The organism is Cellulomonas humilata, from assembly GCF_013359775.1.
Taxonomy (GTDB): domain Bacteria; phylum Actinomycetota; class Actinomycetes; order Actinomycetales; family Cellulomonadaceae; genus Cellulomonas; species Cellulomonas humilata.
Genome location: NZ_JABMCI010000037.1, coordinates 1 through 20,382, shown reverse-complemented (window position 1 = coordinate 20,382; position 20,382 = coordinate 1). Strand labels below are relative to the sequence as shown.

At 73.1% G+C, this 20,382-nt stretch carries 17 protein-coding genes; 4 read left to right on the top strand and 13 right to left on the bottom strand.

Annotated features, from left to right (window positions below; translation table 11 throughout):
* Positions 1 to 10: 10 nt before the first annotated feature.
* Positions 11 to 2,365 (bottom strand): glycoside hydrolase family 31 protein, encoded by a 2,355-nt coding sequence (locus tag HP550_RS01385; protein WP_175345811.1) that lies wholly within the window; start codon positions 2,363 to 2,365, stop codon positions 11 to 13.
* 76 nt (positions 2,366 to 2,441) lie between these two features.
* Between HP550_RS01385 and HP550_RS01380 the strand changes: the two genes are divergently transcribed.
* On the top strand, positions 2,442 to 3,446 hold the full coding sequence (locus HP550_RS01380; RefSeq protein ID WP_343047931.1) for a LacI family DNA-binding transcriptional regulator: 1,005 nt from the start codon (positions 2,442 to 2,444) through the stop codon (positions 3,444 to 3,446).
* Here the strand turns inward: HP550_RS01380 and HP550_RS22875 are convergent.
* The 8 genes from HP550_RS22875 to HP550_RS01340 all read right to left on the bottom strand — a co-directional run bounded on the left by HP550_RS22875 (position 3,435) and on the right by HP550_RS01340 (position 12,755).
* The gene (locus tag HP550_RS22875; RefSeq protein WP_175345810.1) at positions 3,435 to 5,390 is read right to left on the bottom strand and encodes an endonuclease/exonuclease/phosphatase family protein; all 1,956 of its coding nucleotides are present in this window, start codon (positions 5,388 to 5,390) and stop codon (positions 3,435 to 3,437) included. The two genes, HP550_RS01380 and HP550_RS22875, sit on opposite strands and share 12 nt — an antisense overlap.
* A gap of 22 nt (positions 5,391 to 5,412) precedes the next feature.
* A complete protein-coding gene (gene efeB / locus HP550_RS01370; protein WP_175345809.1) occupies positions 5,413 to 6,786 on the bottom strand; it encodes an iron uptake transporter deferrochelatase/peroxidase subunit in 1,374 nt (457 codons plus the stop codon).
* Positions 6,787 to 6,788: 2 nt separating this feature from the next.
* Positions 6,789 to 7,991 carry an iron uptake system protein EfeO gene (efeO, locus tag HP550_RS01365; RefSeq protein ID WP_175345808.1) on the bottom strand — a complete coding sequence of 401 codons (1,203 nt, stop codon included), beginning with the start codon at positions 7,989 to 7,991 and terminating at the stop codon, positions 6,789 to 6,791.
* Positions 7,992 to 8,030: 39 nt separating this feature from the next.
* Positions 8,031 to 8,900, bottom strand: coding sequence for an iron uptake transporter permease EfeU (efeU, locus tag HP550_RS01360; protein WP_175345807.1), 870 nt, complete (start codon positions 8,898 to 8,900; stop codon positions 8,031 to 8,033).
* Between the two features lie 125 nt (positions 8,901 to 9,025).
* On the bottom strand, positions 9,026 to 9,448 hold the full coding sequence (locus HP550_RS01355; RefSeq protein WP_343047930.1) for an NUDIX domain-containing protein: 423 nt from the start codon (positions 9,446 to 9,448) through the stop codon (positions 9,026 to 9,028).
* A 68-nt stretch (positions 9,449 to 9,516) separates the two neighbouring features.
* Positions 9,517 to 11,316, bottom strand: a complete 1,800-nt coding sequence (locus HP550_RS01350) for an ATP-binding protein (RefSeq protein WP_175345806.1) — start codon at positions 11,314 to 11,316, stop codon at positions 9,517 to 9,519.
* Between the two features lie 217 nt (positions 11,317 to 11,533).
* Positions 11,534 to 11,998, bottom strand: coding sequence for an aromatic ring-opening dioxygenase LigA (locus HP550_RS01345; RefSeq protein ID WP_175345805.1), 465 nt, complete (start codon positions 11,996 to 11,998; stop codon positions 11,534 to 11,536).
* 115 nt (positions 11,999 to 12,113) lie between these two features.
* Positions 12,114 to 12,755, bottom strand: a complete 642-nt coding sequence (locus tag HP550_RS01340) for a Maf family nucleotide pyrophosphatase (RefSeq protein WP_175345804.1) — start codon at positions 12,753 to 12,755, stop codon at positions 12,114 to 12,116.
* 280 nt (positions 12,756 to 13,035) lie between these two features.
* Between HP550_RS01340 and HP550_RS01335 the strand changes: the two genes are divergently transcribed.
* Complete coding sequence (locus tag HP550_RS01335; protein ID WP_343047929.1) at positions 13,036 to 13,755, top strand: vitamin K epoxide reductase family protein; 720 nt, start codon at positions 13,036 to 13,038, stop codon at positions 13,753 to 13,755.
* A 55-nt stretch (positions 13,756 to 13,810) separates the two neighbouring features.
* Here HP550_RS01335 and HP550_RS01330 read toward each other — a convergent pair whose 3' ends face one another.
* Genes HP550_RS01330 through HP550_RS01315 form a run of 4 tightly spaced genes read right to left on the bottom strand, consistent with a single transcriptional unit; the run spans position 13,811 to position 18,013 of the window.
* Positions 13,811 to 15,541 carry a DUF885 family protein gene (locus HP550_RS01330; protein WP_175345803.1) on the bottom strand — a complete coding sequence of 577 codons (1,731 nt, stop codon included), beginning with the start codon at positions 15,539 to 15,541 and terminating at the stop codon, positions 13,811 to 13,813.
* Positions 15,542 to 15,591: 50 nt separating this feature from the next.
* Complete coding sequence (locus tag HP550_RS01325) at positions 15,592 to 15,819, bottom strand: acyl-CoA carboxylase subunit epsilon (protein WP_175345856.1); 228 nt, start codon at positions 15,817 to 15,819, stop codon at positions 15,592 to 15,594.
* Positions 15,819 to 16,415, bottom strand: coding sequence for a hypothetical protein (locus HP550_RS01320; protein WP_175345802.1), 597 nt, complete (start codon positions 16,413 to 16,415; stop codon positions 15,819 to 15,821). Before HP550_RS01320 ends, HP550_RS01325 begins: the two co-directional genes overlap by 1 nt.
* Positions 16,412 to 18,013, bottom strand: coding sequence for a carboxyl transferase domain-containing protein (locus HP550_RS01315; RefSeq protein ID WP_175345801.1), 1,602 nt, complete (start codon positions 18,011 to 18,013; stop codon positions 16,412 to 16,414). The genes HP550_RS01320 and HP550_RS01315 overlap by 4 nt, the downstream gene beginning before the upstream one ends.
* 104 nt (positions 18,014 to 18,117) lie before the next feature.
* Here HP550_RS01315 and HP550_RS01310 point away from each other — a divergent pair, with 104 nt between their 5' ends.
* The gene (locus HP550_RS01310; protein ID WP_175345800.1) at positions 18,118 to 18,969 is read left to right on the top strand and encodes a biotin--[acetyl-CoA-carboxylase] ligase; all 852 of its coding nucleotides are present in this window, start codon (positions 18,118 to 18,120) and stop codon (positions 18,967 to 18,969) included.
* 14 nt (positions 18,970 to 18,983) lie between these two features.
* A complete protein-coding gene (locus tag HP550_RS01305) occupies positions 18,984 to 20,060 on the top strand; it encodes an adenylate/guanylate cyclase domain-containing protein (RefSeq protein ID WP_343047927.1) in 1,077 nt (358 codons plus the stop codon).
* The last annotated feature ends 322 nt before the right edge of the window (positions 20,061 to 20,382 follow it).

Here is a 20,382-nt window from a genome sequence, read left to right as displayed (position 1 = left end):
GACCCTGTCGTCAGGCGCGGGCCAGCAGGAGCTCGCCGACCGCCGTGCCCAGGGCCGGGTCGAGCTGGAGCGACTGGAGGTGTGAGGCGCGGACCGTCAGGGGCGCGTCGGACGTCGCGATCTGGTGGATGCGCGTCTTGAGGTCGTAGCTGATCTGCGCGCGGTCGAGCAGGGCGAACAGGCGCGCGGCGACGTCGTTGGGAGCGAGCTGCGGGTCCGGGCCGACGTCGACCGTGAGCGTGGCGCCGACGGGGACGTCGTCGACCGTGATCGAGACGCGACCGTCGGTGCGCTCCAGCCGGCTCTCGACGCCGTCGACCGACGGTGAGCCGTCGAAGGACAGGAACGTCACGGTCCACGACCGGGTGGCGGGCAGGCAGTCCAGCGCGCCGACCGCGGGCCCCGCCGTGAACGTCCCGGTGCTCTGCGCGAAGGTGAGCGGCGTCGACGCGACACCGTCGGCCGAGCCGTCGTCCTCGACGAGCGTGAAGGTGCCGTCCGCGCCGACGACGACCAGGACCTCGAGCGTCGAAGGGTTCACCGGGTCGTTCCCGGGAACCGCGGCGCCGTCGAGCGGCACGATCGCACCGGCGGGGGCGAGCACGGGGATGGTCGCCAGGTCGCGGTGCAGCAGGAGCTCGCGGCCGCCGTCGTAGACCAGGCCGGTGAGCACGTCGACCCAGGTGCCGGCGGGCAGCCAGGCGCGGACGGAGGCCAGTCGCGTGCGCAGGTCGGCGGGGCTGGTCAGTGGGGCCACCACGAGCTCGCTGCCGAACAGGTACTGGTTCGGCTGGTCGTACGCCTCCGGCTCGGACGGCCAGGCGTGGTACATCGGCTCGACCAGCGGCCGGCCCTGCGCCGCGGCCCGGTGGTTCATCGTGTGCAGGTACGGCAGCAGGCGGTGGCGCAGGCGCAGGTGCTCGGTCATCACGGCGCGCGCGGCGGGCTCGAACGTCCACGGCTCCTTCGCCGTGAACGGGTTGGAGCCCGAGTGGAGGCGCAGGATCGGCGAGAACACGCCGAGCTGGAGCCAGCGGGTGGCCAGCTCGTCGTCCTTACCGCCGAACATGTGCCCGCCGATGTCGTGGCTCCACCAGCCGTAGCCGATGTTCGACGCGGTCGCGGTGAAGTACGGCTGGAAGGCCAGGGACGCCCACGAGATGACGGTGTCGCCGCTGAACCCGACCGGGTAGCGGTGGCTGCCGGGGCCGGCGTAGCGGGAGAACGTGAGCGGCCGGCGCCCGTCGCGCGCGTTGTCGAGGAAGTGGAAGTGGTTGAGCATCCACAGGGGGTCGATGCCGGCGACGCGCGAGTGCGGTCCGGACTGCCAGTCGAGCCACCAGAAGTCCACGCCGTCACGCTCGAGGCCGCGGTGCAGGACGTCGAAGTAGGCGTCGAGGAACTCCCGGTCGGTGACGTCGAACGGGATCGGCTCCTGCGGCGGGCGGCCGAGCGCGGCGACCAGCTCGGCGTGCGCGTCCTCGTGCGTGCGGACGCCGTCGGCGGGGTGGACGTTGAGCGTGACGCGCAGGCCGCGGTCGTGCAGGGTGCTCAGGAACGCCGCCGGGTCGGGGAACAGGTCCCGGTTCCACGTGTACCCGGTCCAGCCGCTGCCGATGGCGGGGTCGACGTCCGTGACGTGCCAGTCCATGTCGATGACGGCGACGCTGAACGGGATCCCCTCGGCGTCGAACCGGTGCAGCAGGGCCGTGTACGTCTCGGTGGTGTAGCGGTGGAACCGGCTCCACCAGTTGCCCAGCGCGAACCGGGGGAGCACGGGCGTCGGGCCGGAGACCGCGTAGAACGCCCGCAGCGCCTCGCGGTAGTCGTGGCCGTACGCGAACACGTACAGGTCGGTCCGGGACCCGTCGCGCGGCGCCACCCACCCGTCGGCCTCGAACACCATCGAGCGCGAGTCGTCGAGCACCGCGTAGCCCTGCCGGGACACGATGCCGGGCTCCAGCGGGATGGCGCCGTCGGCCAGGTCGAGCGTGCGGGCGGTCCCGCCCAGCCCCACGGAGTCGGGGGAGTCGTCGCCGTACCGCCACACTGAGTGGTACGCGCTGACGCCGCCCAGCACAGACACGCTCAGGCCGCTCGTGGAGAACGGTCCGCGGTCGTACACGAGGTGCAGCCGGGCCGTGAGGACCTCGACGTGGGACCCCGTCTCGATCACCCGGAACTCCGGTACGGGCAGCTCGCGGTTGAGGGCGAACGTGGACGCGCGGTCCTCGAAGACGCCGTCCGGGGAGTGCTCCAGCCGCACGAGCCCCTCGGTGAGCACCGTGATCCGGAACTGCGGCCCGAGGACCACCGCTCGGGGGTCCGCGGCCGGGCGCGAGGGCAGGGGCTGCCTGGGGGTCATGGTGTCCTCTCGGGTGCTGCGGGCGTTTAACGCTAAACTTCCCTAGGTCGGGCGTCAACACGCGAAGGAGGTCCCGGTGCCCCGCGTCACGCTCAAGGACATCGCGCGCGAGGCCGGCGTGTCCGTGATGACGGTGTCGAACGTGGTCAACGGCAACCTCGGCCGCGTGTCACCCGCCACCGCCGCGACCGTCGAGCGGATCGTCCAGGAGCGCGGCTACGTGCCGAGCGGTCCCGCGCAGAGCCTGGCCACCCGCCGCACCCGCCTGGTGGGGCTGCTGCTCCCCGCGCGCGACGGCGGGATCAGCCTGCTGGGCAGCCCGCACGACGTGAGCGTCGCCGGTGCGCTGGAGGCGGGCCTGCGCGAGCGCGACCACCACCTCATGCTCCGCGCCGTCCAGGACGCCCGCGAGGTGCAGGACTCGGTGCAGCGGTGGAACCTCGACGGCGTCGTCGTGATGGGCTTCACGGACGACGAGCTGCGGGCGCTGGACCTCCCGGAGGACGTGCCGACGGTGGTGATCGACGCCTCGGCTGACGGGCGCGCGGGAGCGGTGCGGACCGACGACGTCGGCGGCGGCCGGCTGGCGGGCGACCACCTGCGCGCCCTCGGGCACCGGCGGGTCGTGTTCTGCGGTCCCACCGACTCGCGCAGCCCCGTGGTGGCCGGTCGGCTGGCGGGCCTGCGGGACGTCCTCGGTGCCGACCCCGTCACGGTCGTCGCCCGCACCAGCTACGAGGACGGGCTCGCCGCAGGGGAGCGGATCGCGCGCGAGCACCCGTCCGCGACGGCCGTGTTCGCGACCGCGGACCTGCTCGCCGCGGGCATCCAGGCCGGGCTGATCCGCGCGGGCCGCCGGGTGCCGCAGGACGTCTCCGTGCTGGGGTTCGACGACGCCGACCTCGCCCGCTACGTCAGCCCGAGCCTGTCGACGATCCGTCAGGACACCGCCGGCAAGGGGCGCGCGGCCGCCGAGCTCCTGCTGCGCCTGATCCACGGCGACAACCCACGGGACCGCGTCGTGCGCCTGGGCGTCGAGCTGGTGGTGCGCGAGTCGACGGGGCCGGCGTCAGTCGACTGAGAACTCCACGGACAGGGGTCGGTGGTCGGACTGCGGGGCGGTCCACACGTACCCCCGGAGGAAGCTCACGCCCTGGCCGAACACCCAGTCGATCTTGGCCGTGGGGGCGTCCGCGGGCGAGGTGAGCGTCTCCGAGTCCGCCGGCACCCAGCCCGCGGACTCCAGCAGCTCGATCTCCGGCCAGCCCGGCTCGGCGTTGAGGTCCCCGGCCAGGAGAGCAGGGGGCGTGACAGGCTCGGCGTCGGCCAGCGCGGTCAGCTGCTCCAGCCGGGTCGGCGTGTTCGCCTCGCGGTGCTGCGTGTGGATGGACGTGACGCGCAGGGCGGTCCCGTCCGCCGTGGTGAGCGTGGTCGACAGGGCGGACCGGCTCTGCGGGCCGGCGCCGTAGGGCAGCGGGTGCACGACGGAGTCGGTGAGCTCGGAGCGGGCCAGCACCGCGTTGCCGAACTGGTGGTCGGCCGCGGGCGCGAAGTGGACGGTCATGCGCAGGCGGTGCGCGAGCCAGGTGGCCATGTCGGTGCCGCCGCCGAACACCCAGCCACGGTTCACCTCCTGCAGCGTGACGACGTCCGGGTCCATCGACTCGATCTCCACCGCGATGCCCTCGAGGTCGACCGCGGTCAGGGGGGAGACGCCGTAGTGCAGGTTCCAGCCCACGAGGACGAGCGGCTCGTCGTCCGCACGGGCTGGCACGTCGGCACCCGTGGTGCTGGTGGTCGACGGGTTGAGACCGACCGCTGCGAGGGCGAGTGCGGGCAGGACCAGCAGCCGGACCGAGCTCATGCGGCGCGGCAGCCGGTCCGGGCTGGTCAGCGCGGGGACGGCTCCCGGGGTGCGTCGGCGCAGGCCGGACAGTGCCAGCCCGAGCGCGGCGAGCACCATGACCCACACGTTGTCGACCGGCAGCGGGACGTCGTAGTCCAGCATGTAGAGCAGCAGCGGGCCGATGGTGCCGAGACCGACGACGAGCGTCGCGGCGCCCGTGCGGCTGATCCCGTGCTGCGCCGGCCGGTGGGCGCTCAGCGCGGCCGAGAGCACGATGCCGATCGAGAGCTGGAGCACGACGACGGCCACCAGCGCGGCGATGCCGGTGAGCCACAGCGCGCACGCCACCCCGGCGACCAGCAGGACCGCTGCGCCCACCCGCACGGACGCGGACCACGGGTCGCGTCGCAGGAGGGTCAGGGCGCCGAGGCTGTTCGCGACGACGACGACGAGCCCCGCCCAGCCGAGCGCTACCCCGGACTGCGAGGCCACGAACGCAGGGTTGGCGACGATCATCGCGGCCAGCGCGAGGAACAGGCCGAGCACCCAGAGCCGGCGGGGGCGCCCGGTCGCCTCTGCCGAGGTGGCGGCGGTGAACGCGACCAGCCCGCGCGCGGTCGCGACCACCCCGAGCGCGAGGATGCCCGCGACCACCCAGCCGGTCCACCCGTCGCGCCACACCGCGTCCCACGTGCCGAGCACCAGCTGGAGCCCGACGGACAGCCCGCAGCCCAGGACCAGCCCGATGGCCGCCTCCCGCCCGCCGGCGGGACGTCCGGCGACGAACGCGACCGCCAGCGTGAGCACCCCGACCGCCACGGCCACGGCGACCAGCCCGACCACGAACAGCGCGGAGCCGTCGAGCGCCTGGAGCACCAGCCGGAGCGCGGCGAGCACCGCCGAGCCGACCAGCAGGGTGCGGGCGTCGGGGGAGCCGGTGGTGCGCCGCGTCGCGAGCAGCAGCAGCGCGGCGACGACCCCCGCGAACGCGTAGGTGCCGAGCGCGGTCACCGCGGCGTTGACGACCCCGGCCGCGAAGGCACGGTCCAGCAGGGGCCCGCTGGCGCGGACCAGCTCGAGGCAGAGCACGGTGAGCAGGGCGACGAGCCACACCCGGGTCGGGGTGCCGGCGTCGGGCGGGGTACGGACGGGGGTGCCGGCGGGCGGGGTGGTCGTCACGCGCGCGAGACTACCGGGGCGGTCAGGCGAACAGCTGCTGCCCCACGAACGGGCTGTCGTCCGTGGTCACGGGCGTGCCGTCGTCGCCGAGGACCAGCGCGCCCTCGGGGATGCCGGGCGGCACGGCGAACAGGCCGGACCCGGTGTGCGTGAGGTACTCCATGAGCGTGTCCTGGCTGGACAGCCTGGTCTGCATGGGGATGAAGTGCGTGCGCGGGTCCCGGACGAACGCGAGGAAGAACAGCCCCGCGTCGAGCCGCCCGAGGGTGTCGTTGCCGTCGGTGAAGTTGTACCCGCGACGCAGCAGCCGGACCCCGTCGTTGGACGTCGGGTGGGCGAGCCGCACGTGCGAGTCGACCGCGATGAGGGGCGCGCCGCCGCGGCCCTCCTGCGCGAAGTCGGGCTCGGTGAACTCGGTCCCACCGGACAGGGGAGCGCCCTCGCCCTTGGTGCGCCCGACCAGGTTCTCCTGCTCGCGCAGCGAGGTGCGGTCCCACGTCTCGATCCGCATCCGGATGCGGCGGGCCACCAGGTACGAGCCGCCGACGAGCCACTCCGAGGACGCGTCGACATCGCTCGCGGGCACCCAGACGTGCTCCGCGAGCGCGTCGGTCTCCTCCGCCTTCACGTTCGCCGTGCCGTCCTTGAACCCGAACAGGTTGCGCGGGGTGCGCTGCGCGGTGCTCGTCGAGGACGTCCGGCCGTACCCGAGCTGGGTCCAGCGGATCGTCGCGGACCCGAACGCCGCACGGGACAGGTTGCGGATGGCGTGCACGGCGATCTGCGGGTCGTCCGCGCAGGCCTGCACCACCAGGTCGCCGTCGCTGCGGGCGGGGTCGAGGTCGTCGGCGGCGAAGTGCGGCAGCGCGACGAGCCCCTCGGGCAGCCGGTCGGCGAGGCCGAACCGGTCCTCGCCGGGCGTGCCGTCCGGACCGGGGGTGCCGACGAACAGCGACCGGCCGAAGCCGAACGTGAGGGTCAGGCCCGCGGGGGACAGGTCGGCGGCCTCACCGGTGTCGTCCGGCGGCGCGTCGTACGGTCCCGACGCCGGCCCGAACGGTCCCGCCGACAGGCCCTGCGTCAGCCGCGCGGCGATGGTGGTCCACCGGCGCAGCAGCTCGACCAGCTCGTCGCGCGACGTCGTCGTCAGGTCGAACGCGGCGAGGTAGAGCCGGTCCTGCGCGGGGGTGACGATGCCGGCCTGGTGGGCGCCCGTGAACGGGTAGGTGCCCTCGGCGTCGTCGGTCACGGCTGCCGTCGGCGCACCGGTCACGCGCCCTGCACCGAAGCCGGCAGCCACCCCGACGGCGGCCAGGCCGCCCCCGAGCCCGAGGACGGCGCGTCGCGACAGCCGGGGACCGCCGGGCTCGTCGCGCGGGTCCGTCGGGGAGGCCAAGGTCAGGCGCCCGTCACCGTGGCCGTGAGGCGCGACAGGGGCTCCGACAGCGCGTCGACCGCCGCGGCGAGCTCCTTGACCTGCGCGTCGGTCAGCTGGTCGTAGTACGTGAAGCCGGACTCCAGGGAGCCCTGCTCGGCCAGCAGCGCGTCGATCTCGGCGAAGCGGGTGGTCAGCGTCTCGGCCAGGTCCGGGTCCTCGGCCTCGACGACGTCCGCGAGCACCTCGTACCCGACGCGTGCGCCGTCGACGTTGGCCTGGAAGTCCCACAGGTCGGTGTGCGACCAGATCTCCTCCTCGCCGGTGACCTTGCCGGTGGCGACCTCGTCGAGCAGCTCCTTGGCGCCGTTGGCGATCTGGAACGCCTCGAACGTGAAGTCGGGGGCGTTGACCTCGTCGACCAGCTGTTGTGTGTAGGTGACCAGGTCGGCCGCGGCCGCGTCGCGCTGCTCGGGCGTCAGCGGCACGTAGGTGACCCCGCCGTTGGCGTCCGGGGCGGGCTGCCAGAGGTCCTTCTCGATGAGGTGCCAGCCGCTCCAGGCGGCACCCTCCTCGACGTCGGCCTCGCGCAGGTCGAGCAGGGGGTCCAGGTCGCCGAACGACTCCGCGACGGGCTCGACCCGCTCCCAGTGCGCGCGCGTGTCGGCGTACAGCGACTTCGCGGTCTCGTCGTCGCCCGCGGTGTACGCGTCGGCGAACGCCTGCGTGCCGGAGATGAGCGCGCCCACCTGGTCCTTCACGTACGCGACGTAGGAGGCCTCGGCGGCGGCGAGCTGGTCGGCGGTGTCCCCGGTGGGGCCCACCTCGACACCGCTGTCGTTGACGGTGAACTCGGCGCGGATCCCGTCGCCGACCATGCCGGGCTTGCACGCCGTGAAGTACGTGCCGGGCCGCACCTGCACGACGAGGTCGCGGGTCAGCCCGGGGCCGACGTTCTCGACCTCGGAGATCACGCGCAGGCCGTCGTCGCCCAGCAGGTAGAACTCGGTGACGTCGTCGCCGTCGTTGGTCACGGAGAAACGGAGCGTGCCCGAGTCGGCCTCGGCGGCGGACACGTCGCACGCGTCGGCGGTCGAGGTCACCGTGAGCACGCCCGCGCTGCCCGAGTCACCAGGTGCTGCCGTGTCGTTGGGGACGCAGGCCGCGACCAGCGGGAGGACGAGCGCGGCCAGGGCGGCGGCGACGGCGGTGGTGCGGCGGGACATGGGTCTCCTCGGAGAGGGTGCTGGGGGCGTGCGAGCGGGTCAGGCAGCGGTGGCGCGCACGGCCGGCGTGACGGCGGGCGACGACGGGCGGGCGGGTGCGGAGCCCCACGTGGTGCGGACGAAGAGGTACATCGTCGGAACGAGGTAGGCCACCCACGCGACCGCCTGGAGGACGGTCGTGGCGGGCGAGAAGTTGAAGACGCCCTTGAGCAGCGAGCCGTACCAGCTGCTGGGCGGGATCGTCGCGGAGACGTCGAAGGCCAGGGTGTTCAGGCCCGGGAGGATGCCGGCCTCCTGGAGGTCGTGGATCCCGTAGGCGAGGACGCCCGCGGCGACGACCACGAGGAACACGCCGGTCCAGGCGAAGAAGACGCGCAGGTTGAGCTTGAGGGCTCCGCGGTAGATGAGCCACCCGGCGAGCACCGCCGTGCCCAGGCCCAGGGCCGCGCCGACCAGGGGCGCGAAGGTCGAGCCGGTGCCGCTGGTCGCCTGCGCCGACGCCCACAGGAACAGCGCGGTCTCCAGGCCCTCGCGGCCCACGGCCAGCATCGCGACCACCAGCACCGCCTGCTTGCCCGCGCCGAGCGCGTCGTCGAGCTTGTGGTGCAGGTCCGCCTTGAGGTGGCGGGCGGTGCGCGCCATCCAGAAGATCATCCAGGTGACCAGGCCGACCGCGACGATCGAGAGCGTGCCGCCGATGGCCTCCTGCGCCTCGAACGACAGCCCGGACGGGCCGAACGTGAGGATCGCCCCGAACGCCAGCGACGCGACGACCGCCACCCCGACCCCGGCCCAGAGCGCCGGCAGCTGCTCGCGGCGCCCGGACTTGACCAGGTACGCGACGAGGATGCTGACGACCAGCGCGGCCTCGAGACCCTCGCGCAGACCGATGAGGTAGTTGGCGACCATGGAACGCTTCCGAGTGCAGTGCTGACCCGCGTCAGGTGAGGGCAGGCTTACCTCACCGCCCGGACACTACCCCCGCACCTGCCCCGAAAGCGACACGGTCCCAGCAGCCGGTGCTGTGAGACGGCTCACCGACCGCCGAGCGCCACGATCCGCTCGCGCAGCCGGGGCCACGCGTCGGCGAAGGCGGGGAGCAGGTCCAGCTCCGTCACCTGGTCCAGCGGGACCCAGCGCAGCTCGACGCTCTCCGAGTCCGTGACCGCGGGGTGGATGGGGAGGATCTCGTCGGCGATCACCGTGGTGTAGGACCAGTCCGGGTGCTGGAGCACCCGGGACTCGCGCAGCCGGACACCCTGACGGTCGATGCCCGCCTCCTCCGCCGCCTCGCGCAGGGCCGCGTCCTCGGGGGTCTCGCCGGGCATCCGTGCGCCGCCCGGGACGCCCCACGTGCCGCCCTGGTCGCTCCAGAGCGCGCGGTGCTGCAGGACGACGGCCTCGGGGGACCCGTCGGGCGCGCGGCGCACCAGGAGCAGGCCCGCGGCGCCGTGCACACCCCAGTGCCGCCGGCCGCAGGCGCACTCCACCCAGCCGTCGCCAGGGAGCCGGTGGTGGTGGATCGTCAGCCGACGATCTCGCAGATGGCGGTGCCGGCGCTCACGCTCGACCCGACGCCCGCGGTCAGCGCGGTCACGGTGCCGGCGCGGTGCGCGACCAGCGGCTGCTCCATCTTCATGGCCTCGAGCACGACGACCAGGTCGCCCTCGGCCACCTGCGCACCCTCGGCCACGGCGACCTTGACGATCGTGCCCTGCATGGGAGACGCGAGAGTGGTGCCGTTGCTGCCGCCGTTGGTGCGGGCGGCCCGACGGACCGGGCGGCGCGCGGACGGGCCGGCGGACCCCCGACCGAGTCCGCCCATGCCACGACCGAGCGCCAGCGCGGCGGGCAGGACGACCTCGAGGCGCTTGCCGCCGACCTCGACGACCACGCGCTCGAGGACCGCCGGCTCGTCGTCCTCGTCCTGCGCGGGGGTCGGCGCGGCACTGAGCGCGGCGACGGTCTCCGCGAACTCGGTCTCGATCCAGCGGGTGTGCACCGAGAACGGCTGCGCCGGGTCGGCGGGCGCGAACGCCTCGGCGTCCAGCACGGCACGGTGGAACGGGACGACGGTGGGGATGCCGACGACCTCGAGCTCCGCCAGCGCGCGGCGCGCCCGGGCGAGGGCCTGCGGGCGGTCGGCGCCGGTGACGACCAGCTTGGCGATCATCGAGTCGAACAGCCCCGACACGCTGTCGCCCTCGACCACGCCGGAGTCCACGCGGACGCCGGGGCCGGAGGGGAACTGGAGCGTCGTGATCCGCCCCGGGGCCGGCAGGAAGCCTGCGCCCGGGTCCTCGCCGTTGATGCGGAACTCGATGGAGTGGCCGCGCGTCTGCACGTGGTCGTAGCCCAGCGGCTCGCCGGCCGCGATGCGCAGCTGCTCGCGGACCAGGTCGATGCCGCTGATCTCCTCGGTGACGGGGTGCTCCACCTGGAGGCGTGTGTTCACCTCGAGGAACGAGATGGTGCCGTCGGCCGCGACGAGGAACTCGCACGTCCCGGCACCGACGTAGCCGGCCTCGCGCAGGATCGCCTTCGACGACTCGACCAGCTGGGTGTTCTGCGCGTCGGTGAGGAAGGGTGCGGGCGCCTCCTCGACCAGCTTCTGGTGCCTGCGCTGGAGCGAGCAGTCGCGCGTGGAGACCACGACGACGGTGCCGTGCTGATCGGCCAGGCACTGCGTCTCCACGTGGCGCGGCCGGTCGAGGTACCGCTCGACGAAGCACTCGCCGCGCCCGAAGGCCGCCACGGCCTCGCGGGTGGCCGACTCGAACATCTCGTCGATCTCACCCGACTCGCGTGCCACCTTCAGGCCTCGTCCGCCGCCGCCGAACGCCGCCTTGATGGCCACCGGCAGGCCGTGCTCCGCGACGAACGCGTGGATCTCCGCGACGCCCGCCACCGGGTCGGAGGTGCCGGCGACCAGCGGGGCACCGGCGCGCTGGGCGATGTGCCGCGCGCTGACCTTGTCCCCGAGGGCGTCGATGGCCGACGGCGGGGGACCGATCCAGACCAGGCCGGCGTCGATGACCGCCTGCGCGAAGCCCGCGTTCTCCGCGAGGAAGCCGTATCCGGGGTGCACGGCGTCGGCGCCGGACCGCCGCGCGACGTCGAGCAGCTTGCCGATGTCCAGGTACGTCTCGGCCGCACGAGCGCCGTTGAGTGCGAACGCCTCGTCGGCGACCCGCACGTGCAGTGCCTCGCGGTCGGTGTCGGCGTAGACGGCGACAGAGCCGATCCGGGCGTCGCGACAGGCTCGGGCGATGCGGACGGCGATCTCACCGCGGTTGGCGATGAGGACCTTGGAGATGGCGGGCACGGCTCACCGTAACGCCCGGGGCGTCGTCGCCCGTCGCCCGTCGCCCGTGCCTCGCCAAGATTGTCGATCCGGCCAACCGTCCAGGGAGGTCGTTTGTAGGGATCCACAGGCGACGCGGCCGTGATGCCCGCTCTGCGAGCCCGCGGTTGTCCGGTGGGCACAAGCGCAAGAGCCCGGCCCCTCAGGGGCCGGGCTCTGTGTGCGTGCGCTGGGGTCGTCAGACAGCGGCGAGCGCGTTGTCGTCCTTGACGGCGACGGCGGTGGCCGGCGCAACCTGGCGGAGGGCGAAGCCGATGAGGCCGAAGACCACGCCGATGCCCATGACCAGGGCGGCGACACCGAAGGCGACGACCGAGGTGAAGAGCGAGGCGCGCAGGAAGGAGCCGTTCATCGCGGTCGCCCGCAGCGGGTCCTCGCGGTCGAGCTCGGCGTAGGTCTTGCCGCCGGTCGCCTCGAGGGAGTGGTGGTTGATGATGTCCGCCTGGGAGAAGGCCTCCCACGGGGTGTCCACGGCCTGGCCGGCAAAGGCAGAAGCGTCATCGGCGACGGTGATGTTCTCTGCGGCGAGGTGGGTCGACACCTGGCTCCAGGTGACGGCACCGGCGACGAGGAAGACCGCGCCGGCGATGATCGAGAGGAGTCCGGCGAGGCGGACGAAGCGGGGGTTCGTGACGGTCGACATGATGAGGTCCTTGGATGCCCTGGACGGTCCCGGCCTACCCGGACCCGGTGAACCTCGCGGGCTGGCTCACGTGAACATCGTGGCGTGGCCCTCGGGGTCCTCCCTGGGACCTAGGTCAGGACTTGTTCCAGAGGCTCGGGATCGTCACTCCGACCTCGCCGAGCAGCTCCCGGAGCAGCGGCAGGCTCAGCCCGACGACGCCGTGGTGGTCGCCCTCGATCCTGTCGACGAACGGACCGCCCAGCCCGTCGACCGTGAACGCCCCCGCCACGGCCAGCGGTTCGCCCGTGGCGACGTACGCGTCGATCTCCTCGTCAGACAGCGCAGCGAACGTGACGGTCGTCGACGACGTCGCCCCGAGCATGGTCGGCACGTCCCGCTCGTCCATGAGCCAGTGCCCGGTGTGCAGCACGCCGGACCGCCCGCGCATCGCCCGCCAGCGGGCCGTGGCGTCGGCCGCATCCGTGGGCTTGCCGAAGATCTGACCGTCGAGCTCGAGCATCGAGTCGCAGCCGAGCAGCAGCAGGTCGACCGCGTCCTCGAGCTCGTCGGGCAGGTTCCGGGACACGTCCTCGACCTTCGCCTGCGCCAGCAGGAGCACCGCGTCTGCCGGGTCGAGTGCCCCGAACCGGGCCGTCGCCGCCGCGAGCACCGCGTCCTCGTCGACGTCCGACACCGCGACCAGGGGGTCGATCCCCGCGGCGAGCAGGGTGGCGCGGCGGGCGGGGGAGGCGGAGGCGAGCAGCAGTCGGGTCACGGGTGGGGAGCCTAGTTCGTCGGTCGTCCGAAGGTCCTGGGTCGGCCGAGATCGTGAGTCTGCGTCGAGAGTGTGAGCTGCAACCGACGATCTCGTCGCACACGCACGACGTCGAGCTCGCTCCTGCGTTGCTGTTCGTCCGGATCGGCTCGTCCGGCCCCGGCTGAGCGGACGATGGTCCTGGTCCGTGGCACAGGTGTGGGGGGCACAATGGGCGCGGGTCTCAGTTGCGGCGGGCGGTACCGCCGGTCCGGGATCACGAGGGACGCGAGGAGACGCTGTGGGTGACGCGACGAGGTCGTCGAGCGAGGTGGGCGAGGGGCGCGACGTGGCCGTCGACGAGCTGGACGAGTTCGACGGGCTCGACGAGCTCGAGGTCGATCCCGACCCCGACCTGCTCGAGCCGCCGACCCAGGCGTGGCGGACGCGCACCGCGATCGAGATGGCCGTCTCCGGCCTGCTCGGCCTGCTGGCGTCGTTCGTGCTCTCCATCGAGGCGCTGGCGCTCGCGGCGGACAAGAACGCCACCTTCGGGTGCGACTTCAACACGGTCATCAGCTGCTCCACCGTCGCCAAGAGCTGGCAGGCGCAGCTGTTCGGCTTCCCCAACGCGTTCCTCGGCATCGCCGCCGAGGCCGTGGTGATCACCGTGGCGGTGGCCATCGCGGGCGGCGTCCGGTTCCCGCGCTGGTACATGCTCTGCGCGCAGACGATCTACACCCTCGGCTTCCTGTTCGCCTGGTGGCTGTTCTTCGAGGCGTTCTTCGTCATCAAGGCGCTCTGCCCGTGGTGCCTGCTCATCACGGTGACCACGACGCTCGTGTGGGCCGGGCTGACCCGGCTGAACGTGCGCGAGGGCGTGCTCACGTTCCCGGGTCGCTGGGGGCCGGCCGCGCGGCGGTTCGTGGCCCACGGCAACGACTGGTTCGTCACCGCCGCGCTGATCGTCCTGCTGGCCGTCGCGGTGCTGGCCAAGTACGGGTCCACGCTGATCGTCTGAGCACCGACGCACGAAGGGCCGGTGGCGTGCGCCACCGGCCCTTCGTCGTCGGTCGTCAGCCCGCGAACGCGGTCTTCAGCACGTCCAGCGGCAGAGAGCCCATGCTCAGCGCCCGCGCGTGGAACGCACGGATGTCGAACTCCTCGCCGGCGGCCTCGGCCTTCGTCGCGGCGGCGTCGCGCGTCTGCTCCCAGAGGCGCTGCCCGATCTTGTACGAGGGTGCCTGACCCGGCCAGCCCAGGTACCGGTTCCACTCGAAGCGGATGAACGCCTCGGGCATGTTGACGTTGGCCTTGAGGAACTCCCAGCCCTTGTCGGCGTCCCAGGTGCCGCCGCCCCACTCCTCGGGGGCCTCCAGACCCAGGTGCACGCCCAGGTCGAAGACCACGCGGGCGGCCCGCATGCGCTGGCCGTCGAGCATGCCGAGCCGGTCGCCCGGGTCGTCGAGGAAGCCCAGGTCGGCCATCAGGCGCTCGGCGTACAGGGCCCAGCCCTCGCCGTGGCCCGACGTCCAGCAGGCCAGCCGGCGCCAGGTGTTGAGCGTCGCGCGCTCGAACACGGCCTGCCCCACCTGGAGGTGGTGTCCCGGGACGCCCTCGTGGTAGACGGTCGTCTTCTCGCGCCACGTGTTGAACGTGGTGACCTCCGGCGGCACCGACCACCACATGCGTCCCGGGCGGCTGAAGTCGTCGCTGGGACCCGTGTAGTAGATGCCGCCGCTCTGGGTCGGGGCGATCTTGCACTCGAGGGTGAGCACGGGCACGGGGATGTCGAAGTGCGTGCCGTTGAGGGCCGCGATGGCCGCGTCGGACGTCTCCTGCATCCAGTGCTGGAGGGCCTCGGTGCCGTGCAGCGTGCGCTCGGGGTCCTCGTCGAGCTTGGCGACGGCCTGCTGGACCGTGGCGCCCGGACCGGCGATCTGCTCGGCGACGGCCTCCTGCTCGGCGACCACGCGGGCGAGCTCCTCCAGCCCCCACTGGTACGTCTCCTCGAGGTCGACCGCGGCACCGAGGAACGCGCGCGACCACAGGGCGTAGCGCGCCCGGCCCGCGGCGTCCTCCTGCGGAGCCTGCGGGGCCAGCTCGTCCTTCAGGAAGGCGGCGAGCGTGGCGTACGCGGCGCGCGCGGCCGTGGCGCCGTGCTCCAGCTCGGCGCGGACCAGCGAGCACGCGGCGGAGTCGTCGAGCACGGAGTCGACGGCCTCGCCCGTGATGAAGGTGGTGAAGAACGAGCTCTCGGGGTCGGCCTGCTCGGCGGCCTGGCGGGCGCACTCCTCGACCTGTCGGACGGCGGCGACGGCCCCGGTGCTCGCGGCGAGCCGCAGCGACTCGATGTAGCCGTCGACCGCTCCCGGGAGCGCGTTGAGGCGGGCGGCGATGTTCGACCAGGCCTCGACGTCGCCCGTCGGCATGATGTCGAAGATGTCGCGCAGGCCCTGCACGGGCGAGGCGATGTTGTTCAGGTCCCGCAGGAACTCGCCCGCCTCGTGCAGCTCGACCTCAAGGCCGAGGCGCTCGCGCATGGCGGCCAGGGTGATCTCGTCGATCTCGTCGGTGGGGGCGACGCCGTCGAGCGTCTGGAGCGTCTCCCTGGCCAGCTCGGCACGGGTCTGCTGGCCCGCGGGGGAGAGGTCGGTCATCTCGGCGTCGTGACCGGCGATCCCCATGGCGGTGGCGCCGAGCGGGTCGAGGGTCGCGTACTGGGTGATGTAGGACTCCGCGATCGTGTCGATCGGAGAGGCCGCGCGCTCGGCCGGCGCGCTCGGGGTGGTGGGCGTCGTTGTCACCCGCCCGACCCTACTCGTCGGTACCCGACCGGTCAGAGCGCTTTCCGGGGTCAGCCGCGCAGGCTCCAGCGCCACGCGTCCGGGCCCGGCCGCAGCGTGACGCGGGAGCCCCGCATCGTGCGGCGCCGGTCCGCCCACGGAGCCGCGACGGCGCGGTCGGTGACCTCCGCCAGGCGTGCTCGCTCCGACGCGGCGGCCATCAGCCCGGCCACCAGTGCGGCGAGCTCCATGTCGTCCGGCGTGCCGCGGACCACCTGCACGTGGGCGTCGCGCTGCATCACGACATGCCCGTCACGTCGTCGTCGCTGTCGTCGTCCTCGTCCGCGTCGTCCAGCTCGTCCTCGAACTCGACCGCCGCACCGCGCGACGCCCCCCACTCGCCCACCTCGAACCCCGCGTCGACAAGGTGCTGCGCCAGCTCGGCGCCCCCCTGCTCCACGAGGTCGAGCACCGACTCCAGCGAGAGGTCCGACGTGCCGGGCGGCGGACCGACGACGAAGCCGAGGTGGAACGTGTCGACCTCGGCGTCGCTGCGCGGTGCGTCCGCGTCGCCGTGCTCGTCCTCGCCCCAGGACATGCCCGTGAGGTCGGCGTGCAGGCCCAGGCGCTCGTGCAGCAGGTCGTACAGCCGGGCGTTCAGGCCGCCGATCTCCGACTCCAGCACGAGGATGCGCGGGTCCTCGTCGGCCTCCGTCGAGCCGAACTCGGCGCGCACACCCACCGCCGCGTCGACGTACCCGTGCAGGGCCGCTGCCAGTGCGGCGACGGCGGCGTGCAGGTCCGTGGCGTCGACGCCGACCAGCGGCTCGGGGCCGTGGGAGGGGTTGTCGTGCCCGCTGTGCTCGTCATGCTCGTCGTGCTGGTGCTCGCTCATAGGGGGATGTTCCCGTGCTTCTTCGGCGGGAGGCTGGCGCGCTTGGTGCGCAGCAGACGGAGGGCCTTGGTGATCTCGGTGCGGGTCTTCGCCGGGGCGATCACCGCGTCCACGTAGCCGCGGTCGGCGGCGTCCCACGGGTTCACGATCGCCTCCTCGTACTCCGCGGTCAGGCGTCGGCGCTCGGCCTCCACGTCCCCACCGGCCTCGGCGACGGACTTCAGAGCGCCGCGCTGCAGGATGTTCACCGCGCCGCCCGCGCCCATGACGGCGATCTGCGCGGTCGGCCACGCCAGGTTCACGTCGGCGCCCAGCTGCTTGGAGCCCATGACGATGTACGCGCCACCGTACGCCTTGCGGGTGATGACGGTGACGAGCGGGACGGTGGCCTCGGCGTACGCGTAGATGAGCTTGGCGCCGCGCCGGATGATGCCGTTCCACTCCTGGTCGGTGCCCGGCAGGAACCCCGGGACGTCGACGAACGTGAGGACCGGGAGGTTGAACGCGTCGCACGTGCGCACGAACCGGGCGGCCTTCTCGGCGGCGTTGATGTCGAGCGTGCCGGCCATGGACATCGGCTGGTTGGCGACGATCCCGACGGGGTGGCCCTCCACGTGCCCGAACCCGATGAGCACGTTCTGTGCGTACAACGGCTGGACCTCGAGAAGTACACCGTCGTCGAGCACGTGCTCCAGGACACTGCGCATGTCGTACGGCTGGTTGTCCGAGTCGGGCAGGAGGGTGTCGAGCTCCTCGTCGGCGTCGGTCACCTCCAGGTCGGTCTCGTGGTCGAACGTCACCGGGTCCGTGAGGTTGTTCTGCGGCAGGTAGGTGAGCAGGGAGCGCACGTAGTCGAGCGCGTCGTCCTCGTCGGACGCCATGTAGTGCGCGACGCCCGAGCGGGTGTTGTGCGTGGTCGCGCCGCCCAGCTCCTCGAAGCCGACGTCCTCCCCGGTGACCGCGCGGATCACGTCCGGGCCGGTGATGAACATGTTGGAGGTGCCGTCGACCATCACGATGAAGTCGGTGAGCGCGGGGGAGTAGACGGCGCCGCCCGCCGACGGGCCGAGGATGAGGCTGATCTGTGGGATGACCCCGGACGCGGCGACGTTGCGGCGGAAGATCTCCGCGAACTGCGTCAGGCCCGCGACACCCTCCTGGATGCGCGCGCCGCCGCCGTCGCTGATGCCGATGAGCGGCACCCCGGTGCGCAGCGCGAGGTCCATGACCTTCGTGATCTTCTCGCCGTGCACCTCGCCCAGGCTGCCGCCGAACACCGTGAAGTCCTGCGAGTAGATGCAGACCGGACGGCCGTCCACCGTGCCGTGGCCGACGACGACGCCGTCGCCGGCGATCCGTTTCTTGTCCAGGCCGAAGTTGGTGGAGCGGTGCCGGACGAACGCGTCGAGCTCGGTGAACGAGCCCGGGTCGAGGAGCTGCTCGATGCGCTCGCGGGCGGACCGCTTGCCGCGCGCGTGCTGCTTGTCGACGGCGGACTGCTCTGCCGCGGCACCTGCCTCGTAGCGCGAGGCGAGGTCCGCCAGCTTGGCGGCCGTGGTGCGCGGAGCCGTCTCGACGGGCTGCTGGGTGTCGGTCACCCGACCGAGGCTAGTTGTCGATGCCCACCATGCACGTGCAGTGCGATGACCGCGTTGCCCGCGTCGGGGTGTCGGGTTCCCACAAGGGGCGTCAGGATGGCGGCATGCCCACGCTTCGTGTCGCCGAGCTCCGCGACCTCCTGCTCGCCCCCGCCGGGCCGCTCACGCGCGTCGAGGTGGTCGACGTGACCGAGTCCACCAACACCGACCTCGCCGACGCGCTGCGCGCCGACCCGGCCTCGTGGCCGGACGCGAGCGTGCTCGTCGCGGAGCACCAGGCCGGTGGGCGCGGCCGGGCGGGGCGCACGTGGGAGACACCGCGCGGGACGTCGTTGACGTGCAGCTTCGTGGTCCACCCGCCGGTGCCGGCGACGTCGTTCGGCTGGATCGGACTCCTCGCCGGGCTCGGCGCGGTCAACGCCCTGCGCGCCACGGCCGGCGTCCCCGCCACGCTCAAGTGGCCGAACGACCTGCTCGTACCCGCCGAGACCGAGATCGAGGGGTGGGGGGCCGTGCGCAAGGTCGGCGGGATCCTGGCCGAGGTGGTCGCGCTGCCGTCGGGTCAGCCCCCGGCCGTCGTCATCGGGATCGGGATCAACGTCAGCCAGACGGCCGACGAACTCCCCGTGCCCAGTGCGACCTCGCTGGCGCTCGCGGGTGCGCAGCACGTCGACCGCGAGAGCATGCTGGTCGCCCTCGTCGCCGCGCAGGTCGAGGTGGCCCAGCGCTGGCGCGAGTCCGGGGGAGACGCCGTCCGGTCCGGGCTGGCCGACGAGGTCGCGGCCGTCTGCGGCACCCTCGGCTCCGTCGTGCGGGTCGAGCTGCCGGGAGGCGGCACGGTCACCGGCCTGGCCGCACGGCTCGACGAGGACGGTGCGCTGGTGGCCGTCGACGACGCCGGCACCCCGCACCGGGTGCTCGCGGGTGACGTACGCCACGTCCGCGCAGCCGGGTGAACTACCCTCGTCCCGTGCCGGACGAGCAATCGCAGGACCTCGACTTCCTCGAGTCGACCGTGGGGGAGCTCGACGCCGAGCTGCTGGGCGGCCCGCGCACGCTGAGCGCCCGTGACCTGGCCGAGCGCGCCGGGATCGAGATCGACGTGGTCCGCGCGTTCTGGACCACCATGGGCCTGCCGCACGCCGACCCGGACGACCCGATCTACACCGAACGCGACGCCGAGGCCATCGACCGGGCGGCCGCCCTGGTCCGCGAGCACGGGCTCGACCTGCGCACCGTCATCACCGTCACCCGCGCCCTCGGGCACACCTCCGACCGCCTCGCGCTCTGGCAGGTGGAGGCGCTGGTCGAGGACATGGCCACGCGCTACGAGCTCGACGACACCTCGGCCCGGCTGCTCGTCCTCGACCGCCTCGCGTCCCTGGCGCCGGTCCTCGAGGCCCAGCTGGTGCACTCCTACCGCCGCCAGCTCGCCGCCATCGCGGGCCGGTACGCGGGCGAGTTCGGCCAGCTCCGCGGCCCCGATCCGGACCGCTCCGCGCTGCCCCTGGCCCGCGCGGTGGGGTTCGCGGACATGGTCTCGTTCACGCGCCGGACCGCCGGCCTGGGGTCCACGGACCTCTCCCAGTTCGTCCAGCGGTTCGAGGCTGCCGCGCGCGACGTGGTCTCCGCCAACGGCGGGCGCGTGGTCAAGACCATCGGCGATGCCATCCTCTTCGTCGCCGACAGCGCCGCCACCGGGGCGGTCATCGCGCTCGGCCTGGCGGACGCCCTCGGTAAGGAGCTCGACGTCGACCGAGAAACCACGACCGGCGGCCTCTTCGAGGGTGCCCGCGGTGTCACCCCCGTACGCGTGGGGCTCGTGTGGGGGCGGGTGCTGTCGCGGTTCGGCGACGTCTTCGGGCCCGACGTGAACCTGGCCGCCCGGCTGACCGACATCGCCGATCCGAGCACCGTCCTGGTCGACGCCTCGACCGCCGAGGTGCTCTCCGCCGATCCGCGGTTCGTGCTCGAGCCTCGGCCTGCGCGGCGGTTGGCGGGGATCGGGTCCGTGGCGCCTGTGCGGCTGCGGGCGGCGGGCGCGTAGGTCGAGGGCTGGTTTGGCGGTCCGGCCTGCGGACCGCACGGTCCGCTTCGGATCCTGGCGCCCGGACTCTCTCTCGATTCTGGGCTTTGCGCGTCCGACTTTCGACCGCGTGTCTGAGCCTGAGTTCGCGGGCTGTGGGCGGCTCGGCGTGGGTCCTGTGGATATGTTTGTGCAGGTCAGGGCCTTGCCGGGTGCGTACGGTTCGCGTAGAATCGTACACATGTTCGAGACGACGGTTGCGGTGGTGGAGGTGGCGGCGCGGGTGCGCGATGCCACGTCCTCCCTGGCTGTCGTGGCTCGGGATTCGCGGGCGTGGACGGGT

Bases quoted from the DNA above. Each gene is read 5' to 3' on its own strand.
- HP550_RS01385 (WP_175345811.1), bottom strand. From the start codon at position 2,365: ATGACCCCCAGGCAGCCCCTGCCCTCGCGCCCGGCCGCGGACCCCCGA.
- efeO (WP_175345808.1), bottom strand. From the start codon at position 7,991: ATGTCCCGCCGCACCACCGCCGTCGCCGCCGCCCTGGCCGCGCTCGTC.
- efeU (WP_175345807.1), bottom strand. From the start codon at position 8,900: ATGGTCGCCAACTACCTCATCGGTCTGCGCGAGGGTCTCGAGGCCGCG.
- HP550_RS01345 (WP_175345805.1), bottom strand. From the start codon at position 11,998: ATGTCGACCGTCACGAACCCCCGCTTCGTCCGCCTCGCCGGACTCCTC.
- HP550_RS01325 (WP_175345856.1), bottom strand. From the start codon at position 15,819: ATGCAGCGCGACGCCCACGTGCAGGTGGTCCGCGGCACGCCGGACGAC.
- HP550_RS01320 (WP_175345802.1), bottom strand. From the start codon at position 16,415: ATGAGCGAGCACCAGCACGACGAGCATGACGAGCACAGCGGGCACGAC.
- HP550_RS01310 (WP_175345800.1), top strand. From the start codon at position 18,118: ATGCCCACGCTTCGTGTCGCCGAGCTCCGCGACCTCCTGCTCGCCCCC.